The organism is Alteromonas sp. RW2A1 (assembly GCF_001886475.1).
GTDB classification, from domain to species: domain Bacteria; phylum Pseudomonadota; class Gammaproteobacteria; order Enterobacterales; family Alteromonadaceae; genus Alteromonas; species Alteromonas hispanica.
In genome coordinates, this window is the sequence record NZ_CP018031.1 from 825,105 (window position 1) to 839,332 (window position 14,228).

General features: G+C 44.9%; 13 protein-coding genes and 1 pseudogene. 6 read left to right on the top strand and 8 right to left on the bottom strand.

Going from position 1 to position 14,228, the window contains the following annotated elements:
- The first annotated feature begins 365 nt into the window (after positions 1–365).
- The 6 genes from petA (at position 366) to BM528_RS03730 (ending at position 6,265) form a co-directional block, all read left to right on the top strand.
- Positions 366–995, top strand: a complete 630-nt coding sequence (gene petA / locus BM528_RS03705) for a ubiquinol-cytochrome c reductase iron-sulfur subunit (RefSeq protein ID WP_071978716.1) — start codon at positions 366–368, stop codon at positions 993–995.
- Between the two features lie 4 nt (positions 996–999).
- Positions 1,000–2,265: a cytochrome b gene (locus tag BM528_RS03710; RefSeq protein ID WP_071978717.1), complete on the top strand. Its 1,266-nt coding sequence runs from the start codon at positions 1,000–1,002 to the stop codon at positions 2,263–2,265.
- Positions 2,262–2,996, top strand: a complete 735-nt coding sequence (locus tag BM528_RS03715; protein WP_071978718.1) for a cytochrome c1 — start codon at positions 2,262–2,264, stop codon at positions 2,994–2,996. Before BM528_RS03710 ends, BM528_RS03715 begins: the two co-directional genes overlap by 4 nt.
- Positions 2,997–3,110: 114 nt before the next feature.
- Positions 3,111–3,743 (top strand): stringent starvation protein SspA, encoded by a 633-nt coding sequence (gene sspA, locus BM528_RS03720; protein WP_071978719.1) that lies wholly within the window; start codon positions 3,111–3,113, stop codon positions 3,741–3,743.
- On the top strand, positions 3,740–4,207 hold the full coding sequence (locus BM528_RS03725; RefSeq protein ID WP_083595192.1) for a ClpXP protease specificity-enhancing factor: 468 nt from the start codon (positions 3,740–3,742) through the stop codon (positions 4,205–4,207). Before sspA ends, BM528_RS03725 begins: the two co-directional genes overlap by 4 nt.
- 681 nt (positions 4,208–4,888) lie before the next feature.
- Entirely contained in the window at positions 4,889–6,265 is a 1,377-nt protein-coding gene (locus BM528_RS03730; RefSeq protein WP_071978720.1) for an MBL fold metallo-hydrolase, read from the top strand.
- A gap of 299 nt (positions 6,266–6,564) precedes the next feature.
- Here BM528_RS03730 and BM528_RS19040 read toward each other — a convergent pair.
- The 8 genes and pseudogenes from BM528_RS19040 to BM528_RS03770 all read right to left on the bottom strand — a co-directional run bounded on the left by BM528_RS19040 (position 6,565) and on the right by BM528_RS03770 (position 14,184).
- Positions 6,565–8,065 (bottom strand): annotated as a pseudogene (locus tag BM528_RS19040) (transposase).
- Between the two features lie 222 nt (positions 8,066–8,287).
- Positions 8,288–9,016 (bottom strand): CBM9 family sugar-binding protein, encoded by a 729-nt coding sequence (locus BM528_RS03740; protein ID WP_071978721.1) that lies wholly within the window; start codon positions 9,014–9,016, stop codon positions 8,288–8,290.
- Between the two features lie 54 nt (positions 9,017–9,070).
- Positions 9,071–10,429, bottom strand: coding sequence for a magnesium transporter (mgtE, locus tag BM528_RS03745; protein WP_071978722.1), 1,359 nt, complete (start codon positions 10,427–10,429; stop codon positions 9,071–9,073).
- A 205-nt stretch (positions 10,430–10,634) separates the two neighbouring features.
- Complete coding sequence (locus BM528_RS03750) at positions 10,635–10,907, bottom strand: HPr family phosphocarrier protein (protein ID WP_071978723.1); 273 nt, start codon at positions 10,905–10,907, stop codon at positions 10,635–10,637.
- Between the two features lie 34 nt (positions 10,908–10,941).
- Complete coding sequence (gene rapZ / locus BM528_RS03755; protein WP_071978724.1) at positions 10,942–11,784, bottom strand: RNase adapter RapZ; 843 nt, start codon at positions 11,782–11,784, stop codon at positions 10,942–10,944.
- A 124-nt stretch (positions 11,785–11,908) separates the two neighbouring features.
- Positions 11,909–12,355: a PTS sugar transporter subunit IIA gene (locus tag BM528_RS03760; RefSeq protein ID WP_071978725.1), complete on the bottom strand. Its 447-nt coding sequence runs from the start codon at positions 12,353–12,355 to the stop codon at positions 11,909–11,911.
- Between the two features lie 13 nt (positions 12,356–12,368).
- The gene (gene hpf / locus BM528_RS03765) at positions 12,369–12,656 is read right to left on the bottom strand and encodes a ribosome hibernation promoting factor (RefSeq protein ID WP_032096336.1); all 288 of its coding nucleotides are present in this window, start codon (positions 12,654–12,656) and stop codon (positions 12,369–12,371) included.
- Positions 12,657–12,684: 28 nt separating this feature from the next.
- Positions 12,685–14,184, bottom strand: a complete 1,500-nt coding sequence (locus tag BM528_RS03770; protein ID WP_071978726.1) for an RNA polymerase factor sigma-54 — start codon at positions 14,182–14,184, stop codon at positions 12,685–12,687.
- Positions 14,185–14,228: the final 44 nt, after the last annotated feature.

Consider the following 14,228-nt stretch of genomic DNA (forward strand, 5'->3'; position numbering starts at 1 on the left):
ACTCGATATTGCTCGACAAAAAGTGCTTTAAACACTGCCCAAGATAAAAAAGGTTTAATTTCATTCTGTTTTCAACCTCAAAGGTAACCAATGCTCTGATTTTAGGCGACTATGAGACGTCTTACTTAAGAAAACGGAGAATTAAATTTATGTCTAAATTCCAGTAAAACCTTGTGTTTATAAGGGCTTTTCTTTTATCATTTGCAATCGAAAAATTTAATAACTTTCGTGGTTTCGCCAATCAGTTGCTAAAAACTGTGCTTTCGCTATCACGACAAGCCATATGATGCGGTAATACAGGCGAGATAAAACCAGTATAAGCCTGTAAGATGGCATCATAATTATCCAAACCTGGAGAAATGTGGATGAGCAATGTATCTGTAGATGCAACAAAGTCTGCACAAAACGAAAATCAGCCTGAAAACAACACTCGTCGTCGGTTTTTGACCGTTGCCACGTCGGTTGTTGGTGGTGTAGGTGTCGTTGGTGCTGCAGTGCCTTTTATTGCGTCCTGGAATCCGAGTGCCAAAGCGAAAGCTGCTGGTGCTGACGTTGAAGTTGATATCAGCGGGATTGAGCCTGGACAGTTAGTACGTGTTATGTGGCGAAGCAAGCCTGTATGGATTGTACGCCGTACCCCTGAGCTATTAGAGGCGCTAGGTGGGCACGAAGATCAGCTTAAGGATCCAAACTCAGAAGCAGAGCAGCAGCCAGCGTTTGCGCAAAACCGCTTCCGCTCGTTGAAAGAAGAGTACCTAATATTAGTAGGTATTTGTACTCACCTTGGATGCTCTCCACAGCATCTAAAAGATGGTGCGTTTGCAGAGTACGTTGAAGGTGTACCTGAAGGCTTCTTCTGCCCGTGCCACGGTTCTAAGTTTGATATGGCAGGACGTGTATTTCAAAACGTACCGGCACCATTAAACCTAGTAGTGCCGCCTTATCAGTTCGTTGATGATACAAATGTCATCATTGGTTCAGAAGCGGAGGCTTAATGATATGAATGCTTTTCTAGGTTGGATTGAAGACCGTCTCCCAGTGGGACGCGTTGCAAATATGCACGCCATTCAATACCCAGCGCCAAAGAACATGAATTTTTGGTATGTGTTCGGGTTTTTAGCAACAATTGTTTTGGTAAACCAAATAATTACTGGTATTTGGCTAACCATGAATTTTGTACCATCAGCAGAGGGCGCTTTCGCTTCTGTTGAATACATCATGCGCGAAATCGACTACGGTTGGGTCATTCGTTACATGCACAGTACAGGCGCGTCGGCGTTCTTTATTGTTGTGTATATGCACATGTTCCGCGGCATGATTTATGGTTCTTATCAAAAGCCTCGTGAGCTTTTATGGGTGTTCGGTATGTTTATCTACCTAGCACTTATGGCTGAGGCTTTCATGGGCTACGTGCTACCATGGGGACAGATGTCTTACTGGGGGGCGCAGGTTATCGTTTCACTATTTGGTGCTATTCCGGTAGTAGGTCCAGACTTGGTAATATGGCTACAGGGTGACTACGTTATTTCTGGTGCTACGCTTAACCGTTTCTTCGCACTACACGTAATTGCATTGCCATTAGTTATCGTAATTCTTGTATTTCTTCATATCATTGCACTTCACGAAGTGGGCTCAAACAACCCTGACGGTGTGGCAATAAAGCACAAGAAGGGCTCGTTGCCAGAGTCTGAAAAGACTAAGTATGAAATTCACGAGTACTACACAAGCAAGTATGATATTGCTGACGACGTATTGCCGTTCTTCCCGCACATTGTTCTCAAAGACCTTGTGGCGTTCTGTGTGTTCCTCGCATTGTTTACATACGTTTTATTCTTTGCACCAGAAATGGGTGGTAAGTTCTTGGAGCATCCAAATTTTGAAATTGCTAACCCGCTGAAGACACCTGAGTATATTTTCCCTGTTTGGTACTTCACTCCGTTCTACGCAATTCTGAAAGCTGTTCCAGACAAGCTATTCGGTGTACTTGCCATGTTTGGTGCTATTGCAGCATTATTCGCAATGCCTTGGGTAGACAGAGGTCGCGTTAAATCATGGCGCTATCGCTGTGGCCTTCACAAAGTGAACCTGATTGTATTTGCAATTGTGTTCATCTTCTTGGGCTACCTAGGTGGTACACCACAAGAGAACTGGAAAATTATTGCATCTCAAGTAGCAACCGTTATGTACTTTGGTTTCTTCATTGCATTGTTCTTGTACAGCAAAAACGAAAATACCAAACCTGTGCCAGAGAGGATTCCTAAATGAAAAAGATGATGTGCTTTTTAGCATTTTTCCTACCTGGTGTTGCGTTAGCAGCAGGTGGGAATGTGCACCTAGACGAAGCGCCGATTGATTTGTCAGATAAGGCGTCGTTGCAGCGCGGTGCACAGTTGTTCATGAACTTTTGTTCAGGCTGTCACTCAATGAAATATCAACGCTATCAGCGTTCGTTTAACGATTTAGGTATTCCTGATGAGCTTGGCGAAGAGTATCTGCAGTTCACGGGTGATAAAGTTTCAGACTATATGACTCGCGCTATGCCTGAAGATGCATCAGCCCAATGGTTCGGTGCGGCTCCGCCCGATCTTACTCTTGTAGCACGTGTTCGTGGTGAAGACTGGATTTACACGTACTTGCGCTCTTTTTATGTTGACGAAAGTCGTCCATTCGGTGTGAACAACACCGTGTTCCCTGAAGTGGGTATGCCGCATGTGCTGCAGCCTCTTCAAGGTACGCCAACGCGTACCTACGAGGAGCAGATGGTTGATGGTGAAATGGTAAAACGCTATGTGGGTATTAAGTCAGACGGCACAGGTTCAATGTCTCCTGATGAATACGACCAAGCAGTTGCCGATATCGTGAACTTCTTAGAGTACACCGGTGAGCCATCTAAACTTGAGTCACACAAAATTGGTAAGTGGGTATTAATCTTCATTGCTGTATTGTTTGTATTTGTGTACTTACTTAAGAAAGAATACTGGCGAGAAGTGCACTAATCGCACAGTTTTATGTATAATACCAAAAGGGGGCATCTCGCCCCCTTTTTTGGCATTTGTAATTCGCTCATGTTAACAGTGAGCTTTAACTTGTTTCTCGACGGAGGAAATTGAATGGCCGTAGCCGCGAATAAACGTTCTATTATGACGTTGTTCTCTGACACAATTGATATTTATAGCCACCAGGTTCGTATTGTGTTGGCAGAAAAAGGTGTGGGTGTTGAGATCAGCTACACAGATCCTAGTAACTTGTCTGAAGATCTGTTGGAGTTAAACCCATACGGTACGGTACCAACTCTTGTTGATCGTGAACTCGTACTTTACAAGTCTCACATCATCATGGAATACCTTGATGAGCGCTTTCCGCATCCACCATTGATGCCTGTATACCCAGTTTCACGCGGTACAAGCCGATTGATGATGCACCGTATAGAGCAAGACTGGTATTCACTTGCAGCTCGGGTTTTCCGAGGTGAAGGTGACGTGGAAGCTTCTCGCAATGAACTTCGCGAAGCTATACTTTCTTTGGCACCCGTTTTTGCTGAAATGCCTTACTTCATGAGCGAAGAGTTTAGCCTTGTAGACTGCTATCTAGCACCACTATTGTGGCGTTTACCTGCTCTTGGCATTGAGCTAAATGGCGCAGGAAGTAAAGAAATCAACACATACATGAACCGTATCTTCTCTCGTAGCTCGTTCAAAGCATCACTGACTGATCAAGAGCGTGAGATCCACAATCCATTATGACATCTATGACGTCGAACCAGCCCTATCTGCTTAGGGCTTTTTATGAATGGATAGTAGATAACGATATGACACCCTACGTTGTGGTAGACGCAACTAACGAGTTAGTTGAGGTACCGCAAGAGTTTGTCAAAGATGGACAAATTGTTCTGAATGTTTCGCCGAGTGCATGCGTAGGTTTTAACCTCGATGTAAACGGTTTATCGTTTCAGGCACGTTTTGGTGGGCAACCTCGTCGTTTAAGCATGCCTTGTGAGGCTGTCATAGCCATATATGCACGTGAAAATGGCGCAGGTACAGTGTTCGCTACAGAGGAAGACATAGCGCGTTCAGACGCGCCTGAGTCTGAATCTACCGAAGTTGAGCAAACAGGGCCAACATCGTTAAGCGACGCTGACGATGTAGGTGCTAGTGATGCACCTGTACCGCCAAAGAAAGGTAAGCCTACGCTTAAAGTTATTAAGTAATCCTTACTAAAAGATTAGGTTTAAATATTCAAAAAACCGCTGTATTTTCAATACAGCGGTTTTTTTGTGTCGCTAGATACTGCGCTAAACACTGCGCTAAATACCAAGCAAAATACTGAGCAAAGAAGAGGGCTACAAACCGGCGGAAATAAAAAGGGCTATTTGCATTCTAAGGTTGGAAATTGAAAATTATGTAAAATGGCGAAAATTCCGTTTTGTGCAAAACTTGGTTGGGAATTTGTTGGTTAGCCAAGGGCAGTTAAAGACAAGTTGCGGACGCAACAGATTATTGAACAGCTACTTCTGCTTTGCGCCAATCGCTGGCAATCCCTGCATAACACCATTTACCTGGTTGTTTTACTGGCCCTGTTACACTTTAGCTGGTCTCGCAAAACCGGCCTGCAGGAACCGTTAATTTACTGGGCAATAGCCTTGCTGATTTTGCTTCCCAGACTGCAATACCTCAAACAGCGTCTGCAACGGGCACGCTTATCCCGCAATAGCATGTAAATTTTACATAGGATTAAGTGAATATTTCTTAATTTACTGGGAAGCCTTGTGGGTAGAAAATGTAACTACTTGTTTTATATAAACTTTTTATTCGGCGTGACATTTGAAAGCTTAGGGTGAAGTGAATACATTCACGTTGTGCGCGGCACAACCCCAAAGTGGAGCTAACCTATGTTTGTAGAATCTGTTAAAACACCGGGCATTGCGCACCTTTCCTACCTGATTGGCAGCGATGGTGAAGCCTGTGTGATTGATCCTCAGTTAGATACGCAGCATTATCTCACCCTTGCCGGAAAGCATGAATGCCGGATCACCACCATCATCGAAACCCACCGCAATGAAGACTTTATCTCTGGCGCGGTAGCGCTGGCCAACCAGACCGGTGCTGATATTTACCATGGTAAATACGCTGACGAGCCTATCGAATATGCCCGCAAGGCCGGTAATGGCGATAAATTTGAGATTGGCAAATGGACACTCGAAGTTATTGCAACGCCCGGCCATACTAAAGACAGTATTTGTGTGTTGGCTATCGACAACGAACAGGACGGTCAGCCTATCGGCGTATTTACCGGCGATACCTTATTTGTCAGTGAAGTCGGTCGCACAGACTTCTACCCCGAGGAAATGGAAAAAATGGCTGGCCAGCTTTATGACAGCCTACAAACGCTGGCCAACCTGGGTGATGACATTATTGTGTACCCGGCTCATGGCGCAGGGTCGGTGTGTGGCTCAGGCATGGCAGAACGTGAGTTTACCACCATAGGCATTGAGAAACGGCAAAACCCGGGCTATCAATGTACCTCTAAAAAAGCCTTTATAGAGCGTAAGTTAAAAGAGAATCATTATATTGCTCCCTACTTTAGCAAAATGGAGCAGTCTAACGTTACCGGGATGGATACGCCTTTACCGCCAGTGGCGTGCCAGAAGCTGGCACAGGATGCTCAGTCAGCCTGGCAGAAAAGCGCAGAACGTCCCGGCGTGCTCATTGATGTAAGAAGTCATGCCCAGTTTCGAGACTGTCACTATCCCGGCAGTCTTAATTTGCCGGGCGGCTTACTCAGCGCTTATGGTGGTTGGTTTCTGGACTACTCCACACCTATCGCACTGGTGGCAGATTCCCATCAACAGGCAACCGAAAGCTCCGAACAGCTGTGGCGGATGGGCTACCAGCAGATTAGTGGTTATCTGACCATGGTACCAAAGCCAGATACCATTGAGGCTTACCATCGTCAGCAGGTGAACGCCGTTACTGCAGATAAGGTTGATGAGCGCATTAGAGCACCACGTGCTAACTGGCAACTGCTGGATGTTCGCAAACAGGAAGAGGTTGAAAACAACGAATTTGACCAGGCAAAGCATATCTACTTAGGCTATCTGCCGGAAATGTGCCACCAACTCGATAAATCCCGCCATTATACACTGGCCTGTGGCAGCGGTAAGCGCGCCACCGTAGCAGCCAGTTATCTGCTGGCACAGGGTTTTGAAAACGTGGATGTTTTTATTGGTTCAATGCAAGCCTGGCAGAGCTACCAACAAGGCACCTAACAGATTTACATCTGCATCGCAGAGCGCATCCTCACGGCAAGGAAGCCGGATGTGTTAGCCTGAATGGTCAGGACAGCTTGTGTGTATAAGAAATATTAACGCTATGTACTACCCACCGTGTCAGATGTATTTAAGGCTAGTTGAACGTGTGTCAAACGGGTACTTTTCAGAAATCAGTGGAGTAGTTGTCATCAAGACAGGCAAGTTAACTGGTCTTTGGTACTGAAATCTGCAATAAGATATGTGAAAGCCCTCACCCCAACAATTTGCGTGTTTAAGTAATGGTAGGTTTTTGTGGTTCATGCACTAAAGTCGAAGTCACGTTGAATGGTATAGTCGCAGAATGCGTCAATGCTTGGTGGCGCACGAAGTGGCGGCGTACGGGGATTATTGCTCGCTTCCGGTAAATTGTGCTTGTCCAAATATGACAAGATTTTATTGATAATGATCGCGTCAGTTATGCAAGCAATGACCTTTACGTTAAATTTTTCGCAAACCTCGCATTGGGTAATGTCGATGTTGAATACGCGTTTCAGTCTTTGCGCCGGTGACCGGATTACCAAGACATATTGCGGGAATGATACGGCTTTTCTGAATCTTTCAGGTGTTCTGCTAAACGAGGACTATTCTTACCACGTTGTGAAGCAGTCACCTCGGCACGAACTATAGCATTGGGAGCAAATACCCCATAAAACCTCGTGAGGTTAAGTCGAGGTGGTGGTATCAAAGCAACGAGTTTGCCGAGAAAATTCCGTGGAGAGAAGAACACGAGGGTCGTTCCGTCATTGTAAGGGGTCTTTAGTTTATACCTCACCTTACCTGAATCTGTAAGATTCAATCGTTGTTCACTTATGGCTGGTCTTGAGATGTATCTGCACAGGCGTTCCAATTTATCGGTTTGGTGACCGTCTGCGAATACGCCAGCATGTAAACTGAAACCGCCTATCTGGGCTAATTGTCCGTAGTGTTGTTTGTCTTTGGCGGGCAAGGTTTGTAAGGTAAATACTTTTTTGCCCATATCTGGCCCCAAGCAATACGATAACTAACCGAGGCCGCTTGCAAGGGCAATAAGCTATTTTCATCATCCATGGGAAAATCGAGAAAAGCATTGTCCATATCACGCTGAATGAGCCCGGCCTTCTCTAAATAGGCCGCAATGCGGTGGCTGATGTTGTCAACTATCTGTTCCATATCGCTATGGCTCGGCGCTTTGACGAGCTTGAATTTGGTTTGCCCTCGCTCTTCTGTAATAACGCCCTCGAGGAAGAGCATATGGAAGTGTATATTCAAGTTTAGCGCACTTCCAAAACGCTGAATGTACGTTACTGCACCCGTCTTGGCTTGCTTTTTCAAGTAACCTGTTCGATGGATGATGTCAGTTGAAATCGTGCGATGGATGATTTGCATGACTTTGCTGAGCTCTTTGGGATATCTGGCAAGTAGCAGCCTCAATGGGATAGGTAGACTCAACACCCACTGACGTATGGGATAGCCGTTAAGAACGTCGTCAACCAGTAACTTCGCACTCTCTGCCATCCGTCTTGCCCCGCAAATAGGGCAGAAGCCCCTACGTTTGCAACTGAACGCGACCAGCTTCTCATGTTTGCAGTCGTCACACACGACTCTGAGAAATCCATGCTCAAACCGACCACACTTTAGAAATTCTGCAAACTCTTTATCTACATGAAGTGGTAATGTCTTTCCTTGATGGGAAAGGTACTCCAGAAAATCTGGATAATATTGCTCAACCAATTGGTATAGCAATGTTTGCTCTGGCCGATGTCGTTTATAGGTATGCATGTTAATGGCTAACAATGGCGTCCTTGCCAGGGATTGGTAGCCCAGATTGCAGATAGTTTTGTTGTTAGTCTACTGGTCTTTGAGATGGAAAGTTCATTGCTCCAAGGTCCGCTTCACGTACAATGCCGCCCCTCATACTTTAGATTCCAACCAGCAGCGCTTCCTCATTACTTTGACAGAAAAGCTGATTTCCAACCTTAGAATGCAAATAGCCATAAAAAGTTACCTTTTGGGCAGCAGTTTAATTTCACCAAATACATCAGCATCAATATATCCGCGATTTTTATCACCTTTTACAGGTTCTATTTCATGTGAACCCATAAAGTGCTCGCGCACTTCACTACCATCGTTGTCGCAGTAGGCCAGCATAAACCCAATAACTTGTTTTTCGCTCAGAGTAAGAGGGACATTTTCACCGTTTTCTTGATAGCTATTTGGATAGAGCTTTATCGCCACTTCCCAGGTAATGTCAAACGGCGCTTGCGCAGATCGCTGCCACCGACTAATCAAGTGTTCGGTGTAAAGATGCGCCTTTTTGTCAGGCCCATAATCGGCCGCTTGGTTATCTAGACCAATATGGTATGCAAAGGCAGTGTGGTTAAACTGATGATTACCACCAGAAGCGTCGCTGTCTATAAACACTTCAAGAGCATCGTCGTCCCAATATTTCACTGTTGGGTTAGGTTGGGTATCAACGAGCACATCATCACTAATATTTGCCTGCAAATACAGAAAGTTCTCATCCCATAATAAACGATAGCGACCGTTAAAATCTGCCTCTGAAGAGGGAAGACTTCCATCCATTAAATAGGGCATAGGATGCCAAGTTGCATTGTTCCAGGCGCTCTCAGAGACGCCATCGATATGAATAGGTGTTGACGTGTAATTAACACCGGTAGCCATAAGCGACTGTGTAAAGAGCAAGCAAACAGTGAATAATGTTTCCTTCATAAATATCTCCATGTGAAACAGATGGGGGAGGCGATTGGCGTTTAAATAGGGCGGCTAGATTAAAAACAGGGTTGCGGTGCCCAAGAATGCAAAGATACCCACGACATCTGTAATGGTGGTTAAAATGACGCTTCCGGCGAGAGCGGGGTCTATCTTCAAGCGCTTCATTACCAATGGTAAAGTAGCACCAGCGAGTGCGGCGGCTATCATGTTAACGAGCATAGCAAACGCAATAATAACCCCAAGCATGTAATCTTGTTTCCACAGAGCAATTACTGAAGCTATCAGCACGGCCCAAATAACGCCGTTGAGCACACCAATGGCAATTTCTTTGCTTATTAACCAGCGTGAGTTACTGGCGTTCACATGGCCAAGGGCCATACCGCGTATAACTAGCGTTAAGGTTTGGTTTCCTGCCACGCCCCCCATACTGGGCACGATGGTATTGAGTATGGCTAATACTGCTAAGGCGCTTAGTGTCGCTTCGAAGAGGTCGCTCACCATGGCAGCCAAAAGTGCTGTGGCTAAATTTACCGCTAACCATACCGAACGTCTTTTTGTACTTTGCATAACAGGGGCAAAGGTATCTTCGTCGTCGTCAAGACCGGCCATGCTCATCATAGAGTGCTCTGCGTCTTCACGAATAATATCTACAACGTCATCAATGGTTATACGTCCCACGAGACGATTTTTTTCGTCAACAACGGGGGCTGAAAGCCAATTGTAGCGTTCGAATAAACTCGCTACTTCATCATCTGGCATGTTGACTGGAATAGCTTCTGATTCCTCATCCATGACGTCCGATACTTTGTCGCTGGTATCAGCGGTTAATAGCCGAGTAACCGGGACAATACCCACCAGATTATCGGTTCGATTAACCACGTAAAAGGTATCGGTATTTTCTGGAAGCTCCCCTTTCAGGCGAATGTACCTGAGTACAACGTCAATGGTGACATCTGGGCGCAACGTAATGGTGTCGGTGTTCATAATGAACCCGGCGGTCTCTTCACCGTAAGACAACGCTTGCTCGGCTCGCAAACGGTCTTGAGCGTCCATCGAGTCAAGAATGTCGAGCAAAACGGTTTCAGGTAAGCTACTGAGCGTCTCTGCTAAATCATCGGTGTCCATTTCCTCAAGCGCATCAACCACATTGGCCGGCAGCATTTTTGTGATTATGCCATTACGCACATCATCGGAGAGTTCTTCTATTATGTCGCCGTGAAAATCGCTATCGATTAACTCCCAAAGTTCGTCGCGGGTACGACTAGGGCTAGACTCGAGAATATGGGCAACATCGGAAGGGGGAAGCTCTAATAATAGCTTTCTTACAGACACGAACTGACCGTTGCTTAATGCGTTGTTAAGCGTTCTCAGCTGAGTTTGTACATATTTAGAAACGAGAGCTTCTGCCATGAAGAGCAATTCCTAACTTACTAGATGCCCGAAGAAAACCTAATTTGGTGGCTACACAGAGACTATGTTGCGTGTTAATAGAATAGCGTACTTACCCTGTTGGTGTCATGACAAATACGTTGATTTGAAATACGTTTTTACGCGCTTGGCGATAATAACAGCAGCTGTAAAAATTTAAGCAAGAAAAGCACAAAGCAGGAAAGTGTTATTCGTCTTCGTTAAATCGACCCTCTATGAGCTTTTCAATGGCCGCCAGAGCGGCTTCAGCGTCATTGCCCTCAACAATCACGTTTACCTGCTCACCCTGATGGCTTTCTAGCATCATAAGGCCAAGTACGCTGCTAGCATCGGCTTGTTTGTCACCTTTTTCGAGAATGATTTTTGCGTCAAATTGATTTGCTAACTGTACCAATTGAGTTGCTGCTCTTGCATGCAGACCAAGTTTATTGACGATTGTTAGCGTTTTTTCGATAGTCACAGTTTGTCTAGCTCTCTACTTAATGCGCAGGTTGTTAATTTAATTCTCTATGACGTATTTGCACGTCGGGATGAATTTCGCTGAATGTTTTTGACAACGTTTGAGCAATATAAACCGAACGGTGCTGACCGCCGGTACAGCCTATAGCAACCGTGACATAGCTTCGGTTGTTTCTTTCCAGGTGAGGAAGCCAAGTGGTAATTAAATTTTGTATTTGCCATACAAACTTGGTTACAACGGGTTGTGAGCCAAGGAATACCTCTACCGGAGCATCGACACCGGTTAGGTGCCGAAGATCTGGCTCCCAATGAGGATTGGGAAGGAAACGGGCATCAAACACATAGTCGGCATCTTTAGGAATACCGTGTTTAAATCCAAAAGACTCGAATACCAGAACGAGACGGGAGCTCTTCTTCCCTAAAATACGCTCGCGAATAATTTCAGCAAGCTGGTGAATCGTTAATTTATCAGTGTCTAAATACAGATCTGCGCGCTCAACAATTGGTGCAAGTAAGTTAGATTCTGCCTTTATAGCTTCCGACAGTGACTTGTTGAGTTTAGCGAGAGGGTGCAGTCGACGGGTTTCGCTAAAACGCTTCACCAGCACATCGTCACTGGCATCAATATAAACGATGGTCATAGACCAGGAAGAGGGCAGGTAGTCTAAAATCTCTACCAAATCGTTAGGGTTTTTAGGCAGGTTTCGCACATCTATGCTTACGGCTACCTGCTCATATTCGTCTACTACCGTGTGGGTGAGGGTAGGTAGCAGGTTTACGGGAATATTATCTACGCAGTAATAACCCAAATCTTCTAGGGCCCTAAGCGCAACTGACTTCCCTGAGCCAGAACGACCACTGATAATAATCAGCTTCACCGATAATTCTCCCTAAAATTTTTTTATGTGCCAAAAGCTAATTCAAAAATGATTTTTCAATTAAGCGCATATTCCAGAAAAGAGCAGCAACAAAGAGCGCGATGCTTCTCCGTGCTGCGTCAATTTATACGCCAAGAGCAGAGATGATATCTTCGTTCGTTTTGGCTCTGCGTATGGCTTTCACCGTATCTTTATCATTAAGTTTACCTGCAACAGTAGCCAGCGTTTGCAAATGGCCTTGAGTTTGTTCTTCAGGTACCAGTAACGCAAAAAATATGTCGACAGGCTTTTCATCAATAGCATCGAAGTTGATTGCAGGTATACAGGTTACAACAATCGCCATTACTTGCTCTAATCCTGCCAAGCGGCCGTGTGGAAGCGCAATGCCGTTGCCTATTCCTGTACTGCCTACTCGCTCCCGAGCCAGTAAACTGTTTAGCACAGTGACTTGATCTATATTCTCATTACCCTGCGCTGCTATATCAGAAATAATTTCTAAGATTCGTTTCTTACTATTGCACTGAACCGCACACTCGGTGCGGTCCAGGCTTACGATGGCTTTAATGTCCATGCTTAATTATCTATTAATGTTTTTTCAGTTTTTCCTTATGCTTGATTACCTGCCGGTCGAGCTTATCCACCATGCTGTCAATCGCTGCATACATATCAGTATTTTCTGAGGATGCAAACACTTCAGCACCGCTAAGGTGCATAGTGGCTTCGGCTTTTTGATTTATTTTTTCTACGTTGAGGATGACATGGACATTAGAAATGTGATCAAAGTGCCGCTCAAGTTTGCTGAACTTCGTATCGACATAATTACGCAAAGAGTCGGTGATTTCGACATGATGACCAGTTAGGTTGATTTGCATATTTCGTCTTCCTTTTAATATAGCGCCTTTAAATAAGGCTTTTGCGTTGGTTAGACGGGGGTATCGATAAAGACTCCCGGTATTTTGCTATTGTCCGCCGAGCGACTTTTATGCCTTGCTCTGCCAACAATAAAGCAATCTTGCTATCGCTTAATGGTTTGCTAGGCGTTTCTGCTGCAACCAATTTCTTTATTAACGCACGGATAGCGGTAGATGAACACTCGCCGCCTGATTCCGTTGCCACGTGGCTGGAGAAAAAATATTTTAACTCGTAAATTCCTCGTGGAGTATGCATGTATTTTTGAGTAGTAACCCGTGAAATTGTCGATTCATGCATGTCTACCATTTCTGCGACATCATTGAGAACCATTGGTTTCATCATTTCGGGGCCGTGCTCAAAAAATCCCATTTGTTGCTGAACAATACAGTTAGCCACTTTCATTAATGTATCGTTTCTCGACTCTAAGCTTTTTATAAACCATTTGGCTTCTTGCATATGAGAGCGTATGAACTGTGAATCGCTACTATTTTTCGCTTTTCTACTCATCGCTGCATACTGCTGGTTTACACCCAGTTTAGGTAAGCTGTCTGGATTCAGTTCTACAGTCCAGCGACCGTTTTTCTTTGCTACCGATACATCGGGGATAACATACTCAGGCTCTTTAGTAACTAAAGCACTACCTGGGCGAGGATTCAAGGTTTGAAGCAAACGCATTGCCTCGCGAAGTTCGTCTTCTTTCAAACGACTCTTACGCATTAAGGTTCTGTAGTCTTTGCTGCTAAGCAAATCCGAATAGTCCTCTATCAGTCTTTTTGCCTCTTCCAACCAAGGGGTATCGTCGGCAAACTGACGAAGTTGAACCATCAGACACTCCTGTGGAGTGCGCGAACCAGAGCCAATGGGATCGAACATTTGAATACGTTTTAGCACGCACTCCACTTCGTCTAACTCTATCTCTTCTTCAACATTTTCGGTTTCAATATCTTCAAAATTAACGGCTTCTAATATTTCGTCTAACGTTGCCGTGAGGTAACCCGATTCATCAATAGAGTCGATAATGGCAATGGCAATCGCTCTGTCGGTATCAGAGAAAGGAGTGAGACGCATTTGCCATAATAAATGGGCTTGAATATCTTCTGTGGTTTCACCCTGGAAAATTTGGTCATCATCGTTGTTTGATGGGCCGGGGGCAGGTGCGGAAGATGCAGAATAATATTCGTCCCACGTACTATCGATGGGCAGTTCATCAGGAAGGTCGTTTTTTTCTAGAGCATCACCAGATTCGATAGTGTCGCTAGATGCCGAAGCAGTGGCCTCGCCAGCGCTATCATCATTATCGATGTTGTTTTTTTCAGCTTGAGGCTCGTCGCTACCTTCTTCAACTTCTAAAAGAGGGTTTGAGTCTAACGCCTCCTGTATCTCTTGCTGAAGGTCGAGTGTAGACAGCTGAAGCAGCTTAATAGCTTGCTGCAGCTGGGGAGTCATTGTTAGTTGTTGACTAAATTTTAACTGTAAAGATGGTTTCATCTACGTCTTATATTTATGCTCTTCAGTGAATGTACCAGAGCGCT